Origin of the sequence: Roseburia hominis (assembly GCA_040702975.1) — a bacterium.
Lineage (GTDB): Bacteria > Bacillota > Clostridia > Lachnospirales > Lachnospiraceae > Allocoprococcus > Allocoprococcus hominis_A.
Genome location: CP159990.1, coordinates 817774 through 839519 on the forward strand (window position 1 = coordinate 817774; position 21746 = coordinate 839519).

Here is a 21746-nt window from a genome sequence, read left to right on the forward strand (position 1 = left end):
AGTGAAATTGCTTGTATCCCAAGGTTTTTTGTTGCCAAGCATACCTGAGTGAACGTCCGGTGGACGTTCATCTCGGTTTTCAAAACGTGAAAACAATTTTATATTTTTTTAATCTTTAAGAATCATTAGTTTAAAATCAGTTTAAGTAAAAAGGATATTCTAATGAAATGAGAAGGAAATGGCGTGGAGGATGCAAAGAATGATTAGAAAACAGGGAGCAGGAGGGTTAGAAGCATGACGGTAAAAACACTCATGAAACAGATTAAACAGTATAAAAAAGCATCAATACTTTCAGTGGCGTTTACGGTGTTAGAGGTGATTCTGGAGCTCATGATTCCATTGTGGATGGCTTCTGTTATTGATAAGGGAATTGAAGCGCAGAACATGTCAAATGTCTACCTATATGGGGGAGGAATGCTGGTTATGGCAGTTCTCGGTCTGGGCTGCGGCGTCCTTGCGGGGAAGTATGCAGCAGAGGCATCTGCGGGGGTGGCGTGTAACCTTAGAGATGGAATGTATGAAAACATTCAGTCATTTTCATTTTCAAACATTGATAAATACAGCACAGCAGGACTGGTTACAAGATTGACTACGGATGTTACGAATGTACAGAATGCTTATCAGATGATTATCCGTATGTGTGTTAGAGCACCGATCAGTCTGATCTTTGCATTATCAATGGCAGTCATGATCAGTGCGAGAATCAGCATGATCTTTGCCGTGGCAATTGTATTTCTGGCAGCCGCACTTGGACTCATCATGTATAACACAATACCTGTATTCGCACGGGTATTCCAGAAGTATGATGATTTGAATGCCAGTGTTCAGGAAAATGTAACGGCTATTCGAGTCGTAAAGTCTTATGTAAGAGAAGAGTTTGAAAAAAGTAAATTTGATAGAGCAGTGAGTAATTTATATAGTTTGTTTGTGAAAGCAGAAGGAAGATTAGCTTTTAATAACCCATCTATGATGACTGCGATGTATGGATGCATTATTGCAATTTCCTGGTTCGGGGCAAAAATGATTGTAAAGGGAAGCCTTACGACAGGAGAACTTACGAGTTTATTTTCTTATGTTATGAATATTTTGGTGGCTCTTATGATACTTTCTATGATATTCGTTATGGTCAGTATGAGCATTGCCAGTGCGAAACGAATTGCAGAGGTACTGAATGAAAATACAGATTTGCAAAATCCTGATGATCCTTGCTATGAAATCGCAGATGGAAGTGTAGAGTTTCAGCATGTGGATTTCTCATATAAAGCAGAAGGAAGCGGTGAACTTGTCCTTACTGATATAGATATTTTTGTAAAACCGGGAGAAACGGTAGGGATTATAGGAAGTACCGGAAGTTCGAAGTCCAGTCTGGTAAACCTGATCAGCAGACTATACGATGTGAAGAATGGATGTGTTATGGTTGGAGGAAAAGATGTTCGGGAATATGATTTAACGACACTTCGCAATGGAGTAGCAGTTGTATTACAAAAGAATCAGTTATTTTCCGGAACCATTCTGGAGAATCTCCGTTGGGGAAAGGAAGATGCTACGGAAGAAGAGTGTATTCACGCATGTAAGTTAGCACAGGCAGACGGGTTTATTCAGAATTTTCCTGATAAGTATAACACTCATATTGAACAAGGCGGTACGAATGTGTCAGGTGGTCAAAAACAGCGGCTGTGTATTGCACGTGCGTTGCTTAAAAATCCAAAAGTATTAATTTTAGATGATTCTACCAGTGCAGTGGATACGGCTACAGAGGCGAAAATCAGAGAAGCCTTCCATAATGAAATACCGGAAACCACGAAATTTATCATTGCACAACGCGTATCCAGCATACAGGAGGCAGACAAGATCATTGTATTGGATGATGGGAAGATAAATGGCTGTGGGACGCATGAGGAATTGATGCAGAAAAATGAGATCTACCGTTCTATTTATGAAGGCCAGACAAAGGGAGGAGGAGATTTTGATGAATAGGAAGAAGGGGATGGTATCAGGTGCAGAAAGTACAGGACGCCTTCTGAAGATGGTGTGGAAAGATTATAAAGTTGCCATTCTTTTGGTGGTATTGGGCATTCTGGGGTCTGCCCTGGCTACAGTAAGAGGTACTTTATTTATTCAAACTCTGATTGATGATTACATTATCCCGCTTACTAAAGTGGATGAGCCGGATTTTGGACCTCTGGCGAAAGCCTTATTTCAGATTGCGGGTATCTATTTCATTGGCATTCTCTGCTCTTTTATGTATAATCGTATTATGGTAAATGTCGGACAGGGGACGATGAGGAATATCAGAAAGCAATTATTTGATCACATGGAGTCATTGCCGATCAGATATTTTGATACCCATGCTCACGGAGATATCATGTCTATTTATACCAATGATACCGATACTCTGCGCCAGTTTATCAGCCAGAGTCTTCCCCAATTGGTGAATAGTATTGTTACGATTGCAAGTGTCTTTCTTGCGATGATAACATTGAATGTTCCGCTGACCATCGTAACGCTCGCAATGGTGGGAGTTATGCTGTTTGTAGCACAAAAAGCAGCAATACTATGTAGCAAATATTTTATAAAACAGCAGATAAATCTGGGAAAAGTGAATGGATATATTGAAGAAATGATGAGTGGGCAGAAGGTGGTAAAGGTATTTTGTTATGAAAAGAACAGTCTGGCTAATTTCCGCAAAGTCAACGAGGAACTCAGGGACAGTGCGCAAAAAGCGAATACTTATGGCAATATTTTAATGCCGGTGATTATGCAGACCGGTAATGTAAGTTATGTAATCTGTGCGATTGCAGGTGCCGGTCTTGCATTGAATGGATATAGTGGATTAACGATAGGGATGTTGGTTTCTTTTTTGACTTTGAATAAAAACTTTAACCAGCCCTTTGGTCAGATCAGTCAGCAGATCAATAGCGTTGTTATGGCAATGGCGGGTATTGAACGTATATTTGATCTGCTGGATGAGGAACCTGAGACGGATAACGGTTACGTGACACTAGTCAATGTAAAAAGAGATTTGGCAGGGCAGCTTCGAGAAAGTAATGAACGGACGGGTCTTTGGGCATGGAAGCATTATCATAAGGCAGATGATTCGATCACATATAAGGAATTAAAAGGTGATATCGTCATGGACGGGGTAGATTTCGGATACACGGATGAGAAGATGGTATTGCATGATATTAGGCTGTATGCAAATGAGGGACAGAAAGTTGCTTTTGTTGGAAGTACAGGTGCAGGAAAAACGACTATTACCAATCTGATTAATCGGTTTTATGATATTCAGGATGGAAAAATCCGCTATGACGGTATCAATATCAATAAAATCCGAAAAGAAGACTTAAGGAGGAGTCTGGGAGTGGTATTGCAGGATACGCATTTATTTACGGGGACCATCATGGATAATATCCGATATGGTAATCTGGGTGCAACCGATGAAGCATGCGTTGAAGCAGCGAAATTGGCAAATGCAGATGGATTTATCCGTATGCTGCCGGAGGGATATCAAACACAGATTACCGGAGATGGAGGCAGTCTGTCACAGGGGCAGAGACAGCTCCTTGCGATTGCCAGGGCAGCAGTAGCAGACCCGCCGGTTCTGATTCTGGATGAGGCAACCTCCAGTATTGATACCAGAACGGAAGAACTGGTACAAAGCGGAATGGATCAGCTTATGAAAGGAAGGACCACGTTTGTAATCGCCCATCGATTGTCTACCGTGAGGAATGCAGACTGCATTATGGTTCTGGAACAGGGTAGAATTATTGAGCGGGGAACCCACGATCAGTTGATAGAGGAAAAAGGAAGGTACTATCAGCTTTATACGGGGAATGCAATTAGTGCATAAATTTAAAGAGGAACCGAGGCGGTTGTGTATGCGACTCGGTTCCTTTTTTTGAGTTGCCAAGCATACCTGAGTAAAGGTTCGGTGGACCTTAATCTGGCTAGAAGATTACTCCATCATAACCGGAAGTGTAACAATAAAGATGCTTCCCTGCCCAGGCTGACTTATTACAGTAATTGTTCCGTGATGGAGTTCTACAATCTTTTTTACGAGAGGCAGCCCAAGCCCATTTCCTTCAGAGGAGTGAGAGATATCCCCTTGATAAAATTTGTCAAAAATTTTATGTTGTGTTTTTTTATCCATTCCCGGCCCGCAGTCTTTCACCATAATTTTAACGGAATTATCATCGGCAGCCAGCGACAGAGCAATCTCGCTTTTGGCAGGTGAGAACTTGATAGCGTTATCAATAAGGTTCATCCAGACTTGTTTTAGTAATTGTTCATTACCGTTAAATTGTAATTCTTTCAGGTCAAAGTCAAAAGAGATTTCCTTTTTATACCATTTGTTTTCAAGTAGTACAATGGATTCCCGAATCTGTTCTGCGATATTAAATGTAGTAAAGTCAGTTAAAAGAGACATACTTTCTACTTTTGACAGATTAAGTATATTAGTTGACAGCTCAGTAAGCCGCTCGGATTCCTCGATAATAATATCCAGATACTCGGATTGTTCTTCTGGAGTGAGGCTTCCTTTTTTCAGTAATTTTGCAAATCCAAGAATAGAAACCATCGGAGTCTTAAATTCATGGGAGAAATTATTGATAAAATCAGAGCGCAGCATTTCTATTCCGGCTAATTCTTCCGTCATACGATTAAAACAATGTGACAGTTCTCTGAATTCCCGTGGATGCTCCATATAGATTTTGGTCTGGAAGTCACCCTCGGAAACAGCATGGATTGCCTGTATTAATGTATTGACCGGGCGCAGGGGCAGATGACCGATGGATAAGGTGAGGACGGTCCCGATCAGGATACTGATAATACCCGTCTGAAGCAAAAATGGAAATAAAGATGCTTCCGGCGGGTTGAATATCAGTCCGTGTTTGGAAAGAAACACAATGATTGTATTACTGATAATCATAGTCAGGGTAAGGAGAATAAAAATGATTCCCGTACTGATTAATACAATATTCGTTGGGAAATTGGACTGTTTTCTCATAGTGTATCCTCCTTTACCTGAGCTTTATACCCCAGTCCCCGAATGGTAACAATTGAGAAATCGGGGCAGTTTTCAAATCGGTTTCGCAGACGGTTGATATGAACGCTGACAGTAGCGTCTGTGGAATCAGACGATGGCCCCCAGATATCTTCCATTAACTGTATTCGTGTAAAAATCTGGTTTGGATAAGATAAAAGTTTGTATAACAGATAAAATTCTTTCTGAGGCAGTATTTGCTCGTTGGAACCGGATTTTACGGATAATGTATCATAGTTTAAAGTTGTATTTCCTACGGTAAGTTTATGTTCCGACACAATTTTAGAGCGTCTGAGAAGCGCCTTGACGCGTAAAACCAATTCTTCTTCATCAACGGGCTTCGTCATGTAATCGTCCGTACCGGAAAGAAATCCCTTTTTGATATCCTGGGGCATTTGCTTTGCGGATAACATAAGAATGGGAATATCATTGTGACAGTCTCTTAATAATTCTGAAAAAGTATACCCATCCATTCCGGGCATCATAATATCCAATATGATCAGATCTATTTTTGAATCTTCCATGACACGGAGTGCTTCTTCCGCAGAGCCTGCGCTAAAGGTTTTGTATCCGGCCTGAGAAAGAACTACACGTAAAAAACGCCGGATATTTTTATCATCATCTACAACTAATAATTGAAACATTGAAACACCTCCCAATAATTATTAATGAACTATAGCATGAAAATATAAACTGAATTTAAAGAAATACTCTACTTTCTTGAGTTTATATTTTTTTCACATAATGCTGGGTGTAGTTTAAATTTAGTTTAACAAAAACACTTATGATAATCAAAACAAAAAAACGGAAAGAAGCGAATAAGCGAGGATATCAGATGAGAACGGTAGGATTAATTGTTGTGTGGGTAGTAATGACAGTAACACTGGTGCTGAGGTTTACAAAAATAGAAGACCCCAGAAGCTTCATAATTTTATATGCAATGTTGACTTTGTATTTTGGATATTTAATATGGCGGTACAAAAGAAAGGGATACAAAAAAGAAAAATAGGATACTCAAACTCTCTTCACAGAATTTTCATACAATGAGCGGATGAGTTTAAATTGAGTTTAACTTATCTGAGTATGATGGCTTTGATTGCAAAAAATGAAATGACAGTGAAGTGTCAGCAAGGAGGTTTGTAATGATTACAGTTAGGCATTTAACTAAGTGCTATGGCGATTTCAAAGCGGTTGACGATCTCTCGTTTGAAATTGATGAAGGTCATGTGTATGGTTTTTTGGGGCCCAACGGTGCCGGAAAATCTACTACAATGAATATTATGACGGGCTGCCTGTCAGCAACAGAAGGACATGTTGAAATCAATGGTTATGATATTTTTGAGCATGCAGACAAAGCAAAGAAATTGATAGGATATCTTCCGGAATTCCCGCCACTTTATATGAATGAAACGCCATTAGAATATTTACGATTTGTCGGTGAGGCAAAAGGGCTAAAAGGGAAGGAACTGGAAACGCAAATTGAAGAAGTGATATCGCAGACCAGGATAAGTAATGTGAAAAATCGGCTGATCTCAAAACTATCTAAAGGTTATAAGCAAAGAGTGGGGATCGCCCAGGCATTACTGGGCAACCCCCAGGTCATTATTCTTGATGAGCCGACAGTGGGGCTTGATCCCATTCAGATTATTGAGATCAGGGATCTGATTAAGCAGCTTGGTCAATCGCATACAGTTATTTTAAGCTCCCATATTCTCTCAGAGGTGCAGGCAATCTGCGAAAAGGTACTGATTATTTCGAAAGGCAGGCTGATTGCGTTTGATGAGCCGAAAAATCTGGAAAAATTGCTGTTGGGGTCAAATGAAATCATTTTCATTGCAGAGGCAGAAGCGGAAGAGACTGGTCTGCTTTTAGAAACGATAGGAGGCATTACGGACGCATCATACAAAGAAAAGGAAGACGGCCTGTTGGAAGTCTGCCTGAAAACAGACAGTGAAAACACATACGATATCTGCCGGAAATTATTTTTTGCTTTTGCAGAAAGAGAAAAAGCATTATTGGAAATGACATCCAAAAAGGCGAATCTGGAAGATATATTTATTGAACTGACTGAAGGTGAACTGCCTGAAATTGAACATGTAGAAGCCGCCCGGACGGAAAAGGAAGTGGCAGAGGAGGTTAGCGAATGATAGCAGTATTAAAACATGAATTATCCAGTTATTTTCACTCATTGACAGCATACGTTTTTGGTGCATTTTTACTGGTATTTGTTGGTATTGGTTCTATGCTGTACAATATACAATCGGCGGTTTCAAATTTTGAATATGTACTTGCATTTATTAGTTTGATCTTTGTGGGCATTGTCCCGATTTTGACTATGCGGGTAATCGCAGAAGAGAGAAAACAAAAGACAGATCAATTGTTATATTCGCTGCCTATTACCACATCGAATATCATTATCGGAAAGTATCTGGCGTTGCTGGTTGTATATTTGATTCCGCTGCTTATTGTTTCAATATATCCTCTGGTCTTTTCCCAGTTTGGCGATGTGTATCTGTTGACATCTTATGGCAGCCTCATAGCATTCTTTATTATGGGGGCGGCTCTTATCGCTGTCGGAATGTTCATATCTTCTTTGACAGAGAATCAGGGATTTGCAGCAGGAATTGCGGTTCCTGTGATCCTGTTTAACTATTACAGTGTAAGGCTCGCGGACTATATCTCCAGCAGTGTGACGGGTTCTGTAATTGCTTTATGTGCACTTATATTCCTTTTATGTGCAGTTATTAAACTCCTTACGAAAAACGAGATTCTGGCCTATGGCGTTGGTTTGGTTCTTACCATAGGGATTGTGATCACATATTTTTATGATAAAACAGTATTTGAAGGATTGCTTCCGAATATCATGACAAAGTTATCGTTATTTGAGAGATTTTATACTTTCGTAAACGGTGTATTTGATATGACAGCAATTGTTTACTATCTGACTGTTGTTGTTTTCTTTCTGTTTCTTTCGGTACAATCACTTGAGAAAAGGAGATACAACTAATGAAAAATGAATTTAAAATATTAGAAAAACTGAAAGGTCCCGGTATGAATCAGGCCGCTTTGAAAGGAGGGACCTATTCCATTACCATTACGGCCATTGTATTGGCAATAGTGATCGTAGTTAATATTTTTGCACAGGCTCTGCCGTCTCATTTGACGCAGTATGATATCAGTTCTACGAAACTTTATTCTATCACCAGCAACACAAAGGTTGTTGTCAATGCACTGGAAGAGGATGTGACAATCTACTGGGTCGTTCAGTCCGGTGAAGAAGATGATGTGATCGAGAAACTATTAGATAAATATGACAGTTTATCGGAGCATCTTGAGGTTGTAAAAAAGAATCCGGATATCTATCCGACATTTGCCCAGCAGTATACCACGGAAACAGTTTCCAATAACAGTCTGATTGTAGAATGTGGTGATCGCAGCCGTTTTATTTCATACAGCGACATCTATCTTAGCAGCGGAAGTATGTATAGCAGTTCCTCCAGTACGTCCTTTGACGGTGAAGGAGCTATAACATCGGCTATCGATTATGTGGTAAATTCAGAGCAGCCGCAGTTATATATACTGGAGGGGCATGGCGAGGAGGAACTTTCCTCAACATTTAGTGAACAGATTGAAAAAGAAAATATGGAAACCAATACCTTTTCTTTGTTAAACAGTGATTCAATTCCGGAAGAAGCTGACTGCGTATTAATCAATGCGCCGACAAGCGACATTTCCACAGAAGAAAAGGAATTGCTGGAGAAGTACATTGCAGACGGAGGTAAGCTGTTTGTAATGGCAGGACCTGCAGAAGACGATGAATTACCAAATCTTTACAGCTTACTGTCGGATTATGGCGTGGAGTCGGAAGAGGGAATCGTGATAGATATGGACAGAGAATATTATGCGTTCCAAATGCCATATATCTTAATGCCGAATATCTGCAGTGATGAAATCACAGATCCATTGATCGAAGAGAAATACCATGCGATCGTACCGATCTCAAAAGGCTTGACCGTAGGTGAGACACCGGATGGTGTAACTGTAACGGAGCTGCTCACTACTTCGGACGAATCTTATAGCAAGAAGGCCGGATATAATCTTACCAGCTATGAAAAAGAAGAAGGAGATGTGGATGGTCCTTTTGCACTGGCAGTATCAATAGAAAATGCAAATGAAGGCCAGGTTGTCTGGATTGCTTCTTCCCATTTTGTTGATGATATGTACAATGAATATTCGTCTGGAGCAAACCTTGATCTCGTGATGAATGCAGTATCTTCCATGGTGGGAGAAAGCGACGCAGTATCTATCCGCAGCAAGTCACTGAAGTACAGTTATCTTACCATCAGTGATTCCACAGCCTCACTTTTGAAATTCGTCATGATAGGTGTATTTCCGTTATTGTATCTGATGACCGGTATTGGAGTGACCTTGAAGAGGAGAAAAAACGATGAATAGAACTAAAAAAATATATTTGCTTTTGGGTATTTTTCTTGCAGTCTGTATTGTGACATTTATTTTGAGCAATATAGAAGAGCAAAAGGAGAAGATAAAAAACAGCGATGAAATTATCCTGGAGATAGACAACGATACGGTTAATAAATTGTCATGGGAATATGATTCGAAGAAACTGGCCTTCCATAAGGATGAAAATTGGCAGTATGATGAGGACGAGGCATTTCCGGTCGATGAAGATAAAATTAATGAATTGCTTGAACTGTTCCAGGAGTTCGGAGTTTCCTTTATTATCGAAGATGTCGAGGATTACGGGCAGTATGGTCTGGATAATCCGGAGTGCACGATTACCCTGGAAACAGAGGAAAAGACCTATGAGATTCTTTTAGGAGATTACAGTACTATGGATTCTAAGCGGTATGTCTCTATTGGCGATGGCAATGCATATCTCGTGAAAGATGACCCGTTGGAATATTTTAACGTAGAACTTAAGGATATGATAAGGGACGATGAAACGCCGGATTTTGAAAAAGTGAAAGCAATCAGTTTTTCGGGAAGCACTTCTCTGGAAGTTATATATGAAGAAGGAAGCAGCAATACGTATTGTGAGGACGATGTTTATTTTGTAAAAGAGGACAGCGAGTATCTTCCGCTTGACACCTCCCTGGTAGAAGAGTATCTGGAAAAATTAAGCGGTCTTGATCAGGGGAATTACGTGACATATAATGCTTCGGAAGAAGATTTAAAAACCTATTGTCTTGATTCGCCGGAATTTTCGGTCCAGGTGACATATATTGAAGAAACAGAAGACGGAGAAGAAGAGAAGGAAAGTACCTTTGTCATGCACGTGGGCTGCAATGAAGAAGAAAAGGAGGAAGACGAATATTCTGCGTATGTGAGAATCGGAGACTCTAAGATTATTTATGAGATTAATAATACGGACTATGAAGAAATTGTGGAGGCATCCTACAACTCCCTGCGGCATCGGGAAGTGGTAACCGCTGATCTGGCAGAGGTATCTCAGATAGAGGTTTCCTTAGAGAAATCTTCATACACCATTACGGTGGAGGAAAAGAAGGATGAGCTGATCTGTACGTATCAGGATGAAGAAATAGAATCCGATGATTTCCTTGATGCTATCGAGAATCTAAAAGCAGACAGCTTTACAAATGAAGAGGCTTCACAAAAGAAAGAAATTGGATTTACCATACAATTTAAAGATAAAAAATATCCGGATATGGAAGTGGAAATATACCGTTATGATGGCGATTCCTGCCTTGTAGTGATTGACGGCGAATCCGTTTCCTTAGTAGAAAGAAGTTCTGTGGTAGAGTTGATGGAGTCAGTCAATGCAATTGTTTTGAATTAGCAGGAAATGGATTGAATGTAGAGTCCATGTGAAAAGTAAAAGGGGTACCGTTCTATGAAAGCAGGAATGTTTTGAAGAGAAGGGTACCCTTTGAGTTAATAAATATGGGTATTATTGGGTGAAATGAATTCATACATTTTGTGGCAAATTGTAATAAGGGAGGTATCATGAAGAGGGTGTTTTTATCTTTTTATAAAATCCTTAATGTACATCAGAAAAAGAGAATGTTGATTCTTTTTTTTATGATGATTGTAGGTGCGCTTTTAGAAACAATAGGGATTTCATTAATATTGCCATTCGTATCGCTGATACTGGATGTGGATAGCATTTATACTAATAAGATAATGAACAGTGTATATAGTTTTTTAGGCATGGAAAGTAGCAGAGAATTTTTGATTGTAATCAGTATTGCACTGATTGGAATTTATGTGGCGAAGAATATCTACCTGTATCTTATGTATTCCATTCAGTATAGACTCGCATCTAACTATAAATTACAGATGTCCTCAAAATTATTTAGTGTATATTTGAACAAACCGTATGAATTTTATTTGAATAGAAGTTCTTCAGAGATTATAAGAAATGTAAATACGGATGTTTCAAATGTGTTTACTCTTCTTACAACTATTCTGCAAATGCTTACTGAAATTACAACAGCGATAGGCATGATAGCGGTCCTGCTGATAATGGATTTTCAGATGACAGTTTTTGTGGTGGTATTACTTCTTATTGCTGTTGGAATTTTGAAATATATCTTCAAACCTATTCAAAGAATTACAGGGGTAAAGGTAAGGGAAAGTGATGCTGAAATTTTAAAATGGCTGAACCAGTCAGTACATGGAATCAAAGAAGTAAAAGTTACAGAAAGTGAAAGATATTTTTGGGAAAAGTATTATAAAAGTGGGTTGGTATCCGCAGAGGCAACAAGAAAATTTAATGTTGTTAATACTATTCCCCAACTTTTTATAGAAGTTGTTTTTATGGTAGGTATTATAACCTATATTATATATCTTCTTATGACAGGGAAAGATGTTTCTTTGTTAGTGCCACAGATATCTACATTTGCAATGGCGGCTATAAGATTATTGCCAATCGTGAACAGAATGAACCGCTATATGGGAACGATTACCTATTTAATGCCATCATTAGAATTTATTGAACAGGAATTAGAAGTGAAATTTGAAATTATAAAAGAAGAGAAATCAGATACAAGACCACATAAATTGAAACAAGGAATTTTATTCGATCATGTATCTTTCCGGTATTATAATTCGGAAAAATGGATTTTAAAAGATGCAATTTTAAATATACCGGTAGGGAGTTCGACTGGTATTATGGGGCCAAGCGGTTCAGGGAAAACGACGTTGATAGATTTGCTGTTAGGATTGTTATGTCCTAATGAAGGACGCATTGTGGCAGATGGCGCAGATATACAGACTTTGGGAGAAGAGTGGCTGCATAAAATAGGATATGTGTCGCAGTCTATGTATTTGACGGAAGATTCTATTAAGAAAAATATAGCTTTTGGTCTTTCAGAAAATGAAATAGATAACGAAAAGATAGGTACAGTATTAAAACTGGCACAGTTAGATGAATTTGTTAAGGGATTACCTAAGAATGTAGATACAAAAATAGGAGAGTTTGGGACAAGATTATCAGGAGGACAGAAACAAAGGATTTGTATAGCGAGGGCTTTATATTTTAATCCGGAAATATTGATTTTGGATGAAGCAACTTCAGCACTGGATTATGTTACGGAAAATGAGATAATGGAAAATATCAAGCAATTAAAGGGTAAAATTACAATGATTATTATTGCACACAGATTAAAGACAATAAAAGATTGTGAATATACATACCAAGTGAAAGAAGGAAAAATTATTCCGGTTCGATATGATGAAATACAAAGTTAGTGAGGAAAATCTATGGAGGATAGGTTACTATGAAGAAACGAGATAAGATTACGCGCTTTCTAATAACAAGCCTGATTTTTGTCTGTGCTTTTTGTATTGCTGTTTTTGCTTTTCTTATCAAGTATATCAACAGACAGAATGAAGAAACTATCGAACAGATCGGAAATACATACATGGCTGGTATGAATGAGCGGATTTCCAAGCATTTTGAAACCATGGTGGATCTGCGGATGACGCAGCTTAGTACTCTGGTGGATACGATGCCGATTGCGGGTGATACGGACAGTGAAGAGCTCCGGGAGTGGCTGGAGTACAGTGGAAAGGCCCGGGGGTTTGAAGGGCTGGCATACTATTTTGATGATGGAAGCTTTGAGATGATTTATGGGGAGAAGGTAGAATCCTCGAGTGCTGAAGCTTTTCTTGATTCCATGAAAAATGGCGAGAATATGGTTTCTGTCGGTGTTGGTGAGAATGGAGAAAGATCCGCTATAATGGGTATTCCCTTTACAATTGATACGAAAGATGGAAAAGAGTGTGTGGCATTGGTTGGGAAACTGCCACTGGAGTATATCAGTCAGACACTTTCTCTGAATGAAGAGGAATCCATGATATATTCTTTTGTTATCAGAATAGACGGAAGTTTTGTTATCCGTAGTTCAGATGTATCCCGGGATAACTATTTTAACCGGGTCAAGGATTTGTATGAGGATGACGAAATTGGGGCAGACCAGGTGATTGAAGAGCTGAAGGCTTGCATGGAGAAGGATGAGGACTATGCTGCCATGATTAAGATATATGGAGAACGCCGTCAGATATACTGCTCCAGCCTGCCTGCGTCTGAATGGTATATTATTACGGTGATGCCTTACGGAACAATGAATAAAGTGATAGAGGATGCGGGAGACCGGTCAATCAAAGTATTCATAGGATGCTGTGCTGCTCTTCTGATAGTATTACTTTATATTTTCTGGAGATACCTGCGTATGACTGCAGCACAGATACAGGAGCTGCAGGAGGCAAGAGAGATGGCTGTGGAAGCCAATAAATCGAAGAGTGAATTTCTCTCTAATATGAGCCATGATATCCGCACGCCTATGAATGCTATTGTAGGCATGACCTCGATTGCTCTGGCAAATATTAATAATCCCCAGAGGGTACAGGATTGCCTGAAAAAGATTGTGCTTTCCAGCAGACATCTGCTGGGACTGATCAATGACGTGCTGGATATGTCCAAAATCGAAAGCGGGAAGATGACGCTGAATGTGGATCTGGTTTCCCTGCGGGAGGTTATGGATGGTATAGTCAGTATTATTCAGCCGCAGATCAGGGAAAAGCAGCAGAAATTTAATGTGTTTATTTATGATATTTCATCTGAAAATGTGCGGTGTGACAGTGTGCGTCTGAATCAGGTCATTTTGAATCTGCTGTCCAATGCAATTAAATTCACTCCGGAAAAGGGCACCATAGAAGTGTCACTTCATGAGGAGCAGTCTCCAAAGGGTGATGAGTATGTTCGTATTAAGATTCAGGTGAAGGATAATGGAATCGGTATGTCCGAGGAATTCATGGAGCATATTTTTGATTCCTTCACCCGTGAGGACAGTAAGAGAGTCCAGAAAACGGAAGGAACCGGTCTGGGAATGGCAATCACGAAGTATATTGTCGACGCAATGGACGGGGAGATCACTGTAAAAAGCAATCAGGGCGCCGGAACAGAGTTCTGTGTGACGCTGGATTTTGAAAAGGCAGAGGAACAGGAGGAGAATATGATCCTTCCTGACTTTACCATGCTGGTGGTGGATGATGACCAGCAGCTCTGTGAGAGTACGGTGTCTTCTCTGAAATCAATCGGTGTAAGCGCAGAATGGGCACTGGACGGAGAGTCAGCCATCGAGATGGTAAACGAGCATCATAAACGCCATTCCGATTATCATATTATACTTCTGGACTGGAAGCTGCCAGGCATGGATGGAATCAGAACCGCAAGGGAACTTCGGAAGGAGCTGGGCAATGACGTGCCGATCATTCTGATTTCTGCCTATGACTGCAGTGAAATTGAAGACGAGGCACGTGCGGCGGGAATCAGCGGATTTTTATCCAAGCCACTTTTTAAGTCTACATTATATTATGGATTAAAGCCGTATACAGGTTCTTCGGACGAAGTGACCGTACCGGAGAAGGCAGATGTGAATTTCGCAGGCAAGCGGCTTCTGGTAGCAGAAGATAATGAGCTGAACTGGGAAATTGCAAGTGAATTGCTTAAGGACTTAGGACTGGAGCTGGAATGGGCAGAAAATGGTCGGATGTGTGTAGATATGTTTAAAGAATCGCCTGTGGGCTATTATGATGCGATCCTGATGGATATTCGTATGCCGCTTATGGGCGGTTATGAGGCGGCGGATACGATCCGCAAACTGAAACGTCCGGATGCAGTGCTTCCTATTGTCGCAATGACTGCGGATGCATTTTTAGAGGATATCCAGAGATGTCTGGAGCATGGTATGAATGCGCATCTGGCAAAGCCTATCGACATAAAAGAAGTTTCTCGTATTCTGGACAGATGCCTGGTCAGAAAGTAATAAGAAGAAAATGGGAAATTTACAGAAAACATTTTTTATGCTTGCTTGATTTTACTTAGATTTAACATTTCCCTGTCTTTGATTTAACGCAGCTGTAGTAAGGTAAAAACTACTATAATTGGAGAAAGTTGGGGTTAAATCAATGAACCATACCTTAGAAATCATATTTGGACTTCTTGGCGGTCTTGCAGTGTTCATTTTCGGAATGAATATGATGAGTGAATGTCTGCAAAAAGCGGCAGGGGAGAAGATGCGGAGTATCCTGGCGCTTCTCACCCGGACACCGATTCTCGGAGTGCTTGCGGGAGCGCTTACCACAGCGGTCCTGCAGAGCAGCAGTGCAACGACTGTCATGGCAATCGGGTTTGTCAGTGCGGGGCTGATGACGCTGCCCCAGGCAATTTCGATTATCCTGGGGGCAAATATCGGGACGACCATGACGGCTCAGATCATTGCATTTAACATCAGTGATTACATATCGGTGATCATTTTTGCCGGATTCATGGTGTCGTTTGTGGCAAAATCCGAGAAGGTGAAGAATATCGGGCAGACCATATTTGCGTTTGGACTTTTGTTTCTTGGGATTGAGACGATGGGCGGGGTGATGAAGCCTCTGGCGTCAAGTCCGGTGTTCACGGATATGATCGGGAAGGTTGCGGATATTCCGGTGCTCGGAGTTTTGGTGGGCACTCTGATGACGCTGGTGGTGCAGAGCAGCAGTGCGACCATTGCCGTGCTCCAGAATTTTGCGTCGCAGGCGGGACCGGACGGGGTGACCAGTGTGATCGGCCTTACGGGAGCCATTCCAATTCTTTTAGGGGATAATGTGGGAACGACGATCACGGCGCTTCTTGCCAGTGTGGGACAGCCGAAAGATGCGAAGCGGACTGCGGCGGCACATTGCATTTTTAACCTTTCAGGCTGTATGCTGTTTATCTGGTTTGTTGAGCCGTTTGCGAAAGTGATTCGTTTCATTTCCACGAAAGGGCCGGAGGTGGAAGTGATATCCAGGCAGATTGCAAATGCGCATACCTTGTTCAATATTGTGATGACGATCATCTGGATTCCGATGATTGCGTTGATGGTGAAAATCGTAATGAAACTGATTCCCGACGGAAAGAAGGTCTCGCAGGATTCGTCCATACCGATGTATCTGGACAGCAAGCTGATCGGACAGCCCGTAGCGGCGCTCCAGCTTGTGGCGAAAGAGGTGTTAAGGTGTAGCCATCTGGTGGAAAATCTGCTTCAGGATTTGTCGAAGGCGGTGAAAAAGGAGGATCAGGGCCTGATGGAATCGGTGTGCAAGAAGGCGCCTGCATCGCGGGAACTGATCGTGCGGATCAACGAATATCTGACGGATCTGTTTTCGGCGGGCGTTCTGACGGAGGAGCAGGCGTCGCAGACGGCGGGGATCATGTATGTGCTCAGTGATGTGGACCGAATCAGTTTTCTGTGTCAGGCTATTGCAGAAGCGGTTCTGGAACGTCGGGATAAGAAGCATTGGTTTTCCAAGGAGGCCCGTGGGGATCTGGAAAAGGGACTGGGAATGATCGGCGATATGTATGCGGAGGTGCTTCAGGTCATGGAAACCGGTGATCTGGAAAATGCGAAGAAGATTCTGAAACGAAAAGAGAAGATCCTGGATCTGGACATTCACATGAGGAAAGCACATATGGAGCGCGTTGGAAAAGGAAAGTGTGCAGCGCATCTTGCCGCGCCGTTCAATAAGATCCTGACGATGGTGGACCGTATGAGCAATAGCTGTGCAAATATCGCAGACGCGGCGTTGGGGGAAGTGGATATGCGGTATTTCCGAATGGTCTCGGAGGAGAAAGGATAGCGGGAAGAAGAGGTCCCTTTCATAGGAATTTGAGAGAGCAGATTCTTATGGGAGGGGCTTATTTTTGGAGTGAAAGAACCGGGGCGGAGAAATTGACAGTAGTAATTTCGGGCTTTTTTTATTACAATGGAGGAGAGAATGATTTCCTATGGAGTGAGGCATATAGCTATGACAAAAAGAGAAGAAGTAATCAAATATTGTATGGAGTTTCCGGACGTTTTTGAGGATTATCCGTTTCATGACACAAATTGGACTTGTATGCGAATCCGAAAAACGAACCGGATTTTTGCGTGGATTTATGAGCGGGAAGAGCATATTTGGGTCAATGTAAAATGTGAACGCGAGTGGAGGGATTTCTGGAGAGATGCGTTTGAATCCGTGGTACCTGCGTACCATATGAATAAGGAGCATTGGAATTCGATTATTCTGGACGGCACGGTGCCGGATCAGGATATTAAGCGAATGGTGGCGGAAAGTTATGATTTGTGTGCGGGGAAGTAGGTAATCTGCTGCTTTGGCGAGAAAGTATCGAGATATGTGCGGCTGGGTGCATTTGGGGAAAGGAAAAAGTTTATCATGAAATTATTACATACATCTGACTGGCACTTCGGCATGGCGGCCGGAGTGCGGTCTTTGGCGGAGGACCAGAGGTATTTTCTGGAGCAGCTCTATGAGATTATAGAAAAAGAGCAGGTAGACGCCGTGCTGCTTGCGGGCGACGTCTATGACAGCAGTGTGGCAAATGCGGAAGCGATTTCCATGTATAATGACGCGACGACGAAGATTTGTGGGGAAATGAAGCTGCCCTTTATTATTATTGCAGGCAACCACGACGGAGCGGCAAGGCTGGCTTCCTGTCGGGAATTGTTAAAAGGGGCTGGACTATTTGTGACGGGGCGGCTGACCAGGGAAATCGCTCCGGTGCTTTTGCGCAAGCAGGAAGGAGCAAAAGAAGGGGTAAAAGAGCCTGGGGCAGAGGAGAGCTGTCGCAGGGAAGAGTGCGAAGAGACGGAAATCGCCGTATATCCTATCCCGTTTTTTAATCGTGATGAAGTAATAGCGTTGTTCCCGGAGCGAAAAGAGGAAATTATTTCCCAGGAAATGGCCTATAAGGTCGTGTGTGACCATATCCGGGAAACGATGGATCCGGGGCGGATCAATATTGTGATGGCACACGCGATGATCGTAAATGCAGAGCTGTCTGAGTCGGACCGGACTGCGAGAGTGGGACAGGCTCTGGCAGTCTCGAAAGAGGTTTTTGAAGGGTTCGATTATGTGGCGCTGGGGCATATTCATAAACCGCAGAAGATTACGGAGAGGATTCGTTATTCCGGAAGCCCGCTTAAATATTCCTTTGGAAAGGAAGAAGAGCAGCAGAAATGTGTGCTGATTCTGGATACGGACACGATGGAGGTAAGGGAGATTCCTCTTGTCATGCGACATGACCGGAAAACGGTGACAGGGACTTATGAGGAACTCATAAAACGAGAGGAGCTTGCGGGGGATTGCCTGCGGCTTTATGTCACGGACCGCTATGCGGGACTGGAACTTCTGGGAGAATTGCGGGAGCATTTTCCCTATTTGCTGGAATTGTACGGAAAAAGCCTGGAAGAAACGGATAAATTTACAAGTTTGAGTATTAGTGAGCTTGAGAGCTTAGATGAAGTAGATATCATGATGAAGTTCTGTGGGGAAAACTTTGTGGACGCCGATACAGAGCGTGGATATGTTCCGGGAGCGGAGCAGATCGCATTGTTTCGGGAAGTTCTGGAGTGGAGTGAGAAGGAGGCGGAGATGTCATGAGACCGATTTCGATACGTTTTCAGTGTTTTGGACCTTATCTTAAGGAGCAGTTCATCGAGTTTGAAACATTTGCAAAAAATGGTCTTTTTCTTATCTGCGGAGAGACCGGAGCGGGAAAGACGACGATTTTGGACGCTATGTGCTATGCCCTTTATGGGAAATCCAGCGGCGGGCAGAAGGGCGACCGGGGAGATTTGAGCGTAATGCGGTGTGCCCTGGCGAAGAAAGAAGACGAAACGCTGGTGGAATTTATTTTTGAGGCGGGCGGCAGACGGTACAAATTTGTTCGTTCTCTGAAATACAGCAGGAAGAATTTGCATGATTATCATAACTGTATGGTCTTTGAGGCGGGAGAGTACGTGCCGATTTTTGAGAATCCGAAGAAGCAGAATGTGAACCAGAAGGCGGAAGAGCTTTTGGGCCTTACGGATAAGCAGTTCCGTCAGGTTGTCGTTCTCCCGCAGGGGCAGTTCGAGCGGTTTTTGGTGTCGGACTCGGCGGAGAAGGAAACGATTCTGGTCAGCCTTTTTAAAGCGGACAGGTGGCAGAAGATCGCAGATGAGATTTTCCGGCGGGTGACCGAGGAGGATCAGGAATTGCAAAGGGAGTCGGCAAGAATGGCTGACCGGCTCGCGGATTATGCATGTGGTTCTGTGAAGGAGTTTGAGGAATTTACGCAGTGCAAAAAGGCGGCCCTGGAGCAGGTGAAATTGCAGGCGGAACAGGCAGGCGCTGTGGAGAAGAAGGCGAAGGAGGTATGCGTTTGGGCAGGGCGTTTGCATGAGGAGTTCGTGCATTTGCAGGAGCTAAGGGAGAAGGCCCGCGCCCTGCATTTGCGGGAAGAGGGAATGAAAGAGGAAGAGGCGTTTCTTGTTCTGGCAGATCGGGCGGAGGAGGTAAGGCCGCTGTACCTTGCATACGAAGAGGTGAAGAGAAAGGAGCAGGAGAGTCTTCGGGAGCTTGCGGCGGCAGAAGAGAATTTGGCGCTTGTCCGGGCAAAGCGGGAGAGGGCCGGGGAGGAGAAGGCGCGGCACGAGGCCGGAAGATCCGGATATGAGGAAAGGCAGCGCCGAAATACCTTGCTTATGCACGCCAGAGAGTTATATGCGGCTTTGGAGGAGAAGAAGGCTGCGGTAATCCGGGCGGAGAAAGAATGGAAGAAGAAGGAAGGCGAGTCGGAAGCGGCAAAGGAGGTATTTGCGAAGGTAGATGAGGCGTGGATAAGCGCCATGGAGGTGCAGAGGGCGCGGATTCGGGAATATACAGATGCGCAAAGTGCGTATTTGCAGGGAATCAGCGGAATCCTTGCAGAGCAGCTTCGGGAAGGGGAGCCCTGTCCGGTCTGCGGAAGCAGGGAGCACCCGCAGCCGGCTTCGGTTGCCATGCATACGACAAAAACATCCGATGGACGTTTTTTAGTGAGTGCCTCCAAGGTGACGGAGAAGGATTTGGAACGGCTTGGCAGCGCGATGGAGGAAGCCAATCAGAAGGTGGAGCGGGCTGCAAAAGAGAGAAGAGAGGCGGAAGGCATTTACCAGAGTGTGAGTGGGGAGGCTGCGGAGGCGAGGCAGCGTGCCTTGGCTTTCCAGACGGCTTACGGGGAAATGGAGAAGCAAAAAATATCCGGAATTGATACGTCAGAGCAGCTTGAGAGGGCGCTTAATGAGCTGGGGAGCGCCCTGGCAGAGTATGTGGCAGAGGAGCAGAAACTGCAGGCGCAGCTTACCGTGGCCATGGGAAATGAACAGGCGGCCCGCATACGAAGATCTGAAGCCGCCGGGAAGGCAGAGCGGGCGGGAAAAGTGCTGGAAGAGAAGCAGGAGACGTGGACGCGGATCTATCGGGAAAAGGGATTTGCTTCGGAACAGGATTTTTCAGAGAAGCTGCTAAAAGTGTCTGAGAAAAATGCGAGGTGGGAGGCGGTCATTCAGTTTCGGACGGATTTGAGAAATGCGATGCTTGCATTAGATGAGCAGGAGAAGAAGCTGGACGGGGAAGACGATCCGGATATAGAGTTCATAAGGAAAAATGTGGAAGAGTCTGAGGCGAAGCGGGGGGAAGCGGAGCGGAATCTGATTCTGGGGCAGCAGGAGCTGAAAAGGCTTGAAAAGGAGGTTCGTGCTCTTAAGGCGAGTAAGAAACGGTATGATATGCGGCGCATAAAGGTAGATGAAAATCTGGAATTTGCCTCCCGGCTCCGGGGACGTTCCGGCATCAGTCTTCAGCGGTATGTGCTGGGCGTGATGCTTTCTTCGGTCACGGTCGAGGCGAACCGTTTGCTTCAGCATGTACACGGCGGGCGCTATCAGATTTACCGGACCAATGAGATTGCAGGAAGCGGTCATAAAGGCGGCTTGGAGCTGGAGGTGCTGGACGCTCAGAGCAATGAAAGGCGGAGCGTCACCACACTTTCGGGCGGGGAGAAATTTCTGGTGGCCTTAAGCCTTGCGATCGGGCTCTCAACTGTCGTTCAGGCTCAGGGAAGCGGTATGAAGCTGGAAGCCATGTTTGTAGATGAAGGCTTTGGTACATTGGATCAACATTCGATTTTAGATGCGCTGGAGGTGCTGCAGGGGATTCAAAAGGGAAATGGCCTGGTGGGAATCATTTCGCATGTGGAGTTGTTAAAAGAGGTAATCGGAAGCCGGATCGAAGTGGTGAAAGAGGAGAACGGCAGCAGGTGTATCATTCGATAGAAAAATCGGAAGGCCTGTGGTTGTTTATGAGATGAAGCAGGGTTGTTTCATGA

At 43.2% G+C, this 21746-nt stretch carries 14 protein-coding genes; 12 read left to right on the forward strand and 2 right to left on the reverse strand.

All coding sequences use genetic code 11. The annotated features are described in order from the left end of the window. Positions 1 to 234 precede the first annotated feature (234 nt). Together ABXS75_03765 and ABXS75_03770 are read left to right on the forward strand one after the other, a co-directional pair. Positions 235 to 1977, forward strand: coding sequence for an ABC transporter ATP-binding protein (locus tag ABXS75_03765; protein ID XCP85930.1), 1743 nt, complete (start codon positions 235 to 237; stop codon positions 1975 to 1977). Continuing rightward, positions 1970 to 3850 (forward strand): ABC transporter ATP-binding protein, encoded by a 1881-nt coding sequence (locus ABXS75_03770; protein XCP85931.1) that lies wholly within the window; start codon positions 1970 to 1972, stop codon positions 3848 to 3850. Before ABXS75_03765 ends, ABXS75_03770 begins: the two co-directional genes overlap by 8 nt. A gap of 105 nt (positions 3851 to 3955) precedes the next feature. On the opposite strand, the gene ABXS75_03775 is transcribed toward ABXS75_03770, so the two are convergent. Both ABXS75_03775 and ABXS75_03780 read right to left on the reverse strand, forming a co-directional pair. Then, positions 3956 to 5005, reverse strand: a complete 1050-nt coding sequence (locus tag ABXS75_03775) for a HAMP domain-containing sensor histidine kinase (GenBank protein ID XCP85932.1) — start codon at positions 5003 to 5005, stop codon at positions 3956 to 3958. Further along, positions 5002 to 5685, reverse strand: a complete 684-nt coding sequence (locus tag ABXS75_03780) for a response regulator transcription factor (protein ID XCP85933.1) — start codon at positions 5683 to 5685, stop codon at positions 5002 to 5004. The genes ABXS75_03775 and ABXS75_03780 overlap by 4 nt, the downstream gene beginning before the upstream one ends. Before the next feature lie 498 nt (positions 5686 to 6183). Between ABXS75_03780 and ABXS75_03785 the strand changes: the two genes are divergently transcribed. The 10 genes from ABXS75_03785 (at position 6184) to ABXS75_03830 (ending at position 21693) form a co-directional block, all read left to right on the forward strand. Continuing rightward, entirely contained in the window at positions 6184 to 7188 is a 1005-nt protein-coding gene (locus ABXS75_03785; protein XCP85934.1) for an ATP-binding cassette domain-containing protein, read from the forward strand. Then, positions 7185 to 8048, forward strand: a complete 864-nt coding sequence (locus tag ABXS75_03790) for an ABC transporter permease (GenBank protein ID XCP85935.1) — start codon at positions 7185 to 7187, stop codon at positions 8046 to 8048. Before ABXS75_03785 ends, ABXS75_03790 begins: the two co-directional genes overlap by 4 nt. Next, the gene (locus ABXS75_03795) at positions 8048 to 9496 is read left to right on the forward strand and encodes a GldG family protein (protein ID XCP85936.1); all 1449 of its coding nucleotides are present in this window, start codon (positions 8048 to 8050) and stop codon (positions 9494 to 9496) included. The genes ABXS75_03790 and ABXS75_03795 overlap by 1 nt, the downstream gene beginning before the upstream one ends. Continuing rightward, positions 9489 to 10862, forward strand: coding sequence for a DUF4340 domain-containing protein (locus tag ABXS75_03800; protein ID XCP85937.1), 1374 nt, complete (start codon positions 9489 to 9491; stop codon positions 10860 to 10862). Before ABXS75_03795 ends, ABXS75_03800 begins: the two co-directional genes overlap by 8 nt. 167 nt (positions 10863 to 11029) lie before the next feature. Beyond that, complete coding sequence (locus ABXS75_03805; GenBank protein ID XCP85938.1) at positions 11030 to 12775, forward strand: ABC transporter ATP-binding protein; 1746 nt, start codon at positions 11030 to 11032, stop codon at positions 12773 to 12775. A 29-nt stretch (positions 12776 to 12804) separates the two neighbouring features. Then, entirely contained in the window at positions 12805 to 15354 is a 2550-nt protein-coding gene (locus ABXS75_03810; GenBank protein ID XCP85939.1) for a response regulator, read from the forward strand. Between the two features lie 142 nt (positions 15355 to 15496). Beyond that, positions 15497 to 17194, forward strand: coding sequence for a Na/Pi cotransporter family protein (locus tag ABXS75_03815; protein XCP85940.1), 1698 nt, complete (start codon positions 15497 to 15499; stop codon positions 17192 to 17194). Positions 17195 to 17362: 168 nt separating this feature from the next. Further along, on the forward strand, positions 17363 to 17695 hold the full coding sequence (locus ABXS75_03820; protein ID XCP85941.1) for an MmcQ/YjbR family DNA-binding protein: 333 nt from the start codon (positions 17363 to 17365) through the stop codon (positions 17693 to 17695). A 75-nt stretch (positions 17696 to 17770) separates the two neighbouring features. Continuing rightward, positions 17771 to 18997, forward strand: a complete 1227-nt coding sequence (locus ABXS75_03825; protein XCP85942.1) for an exonuclease SbcCD subunit D — start codon at positions 17771 to 17773, stop codon at positions 18995 to 18997. Further along, positions 18994 to 21693, forward strand: a complete 2700-nt coding sequence (locus tag ABXS75_03830; protein ID XCP85943.1) for an SMC family ATPase — start codon at positions 18994 to 18996, stop codon at positions 21691 to 21693. Before ABXS75_03825 ends, ABXS75_03830 begins: the two co-directional genes overlap by 4 nt. The last annotated feature ends 53 nt before the right edge of the window (positions 21694 to 21746 follow it).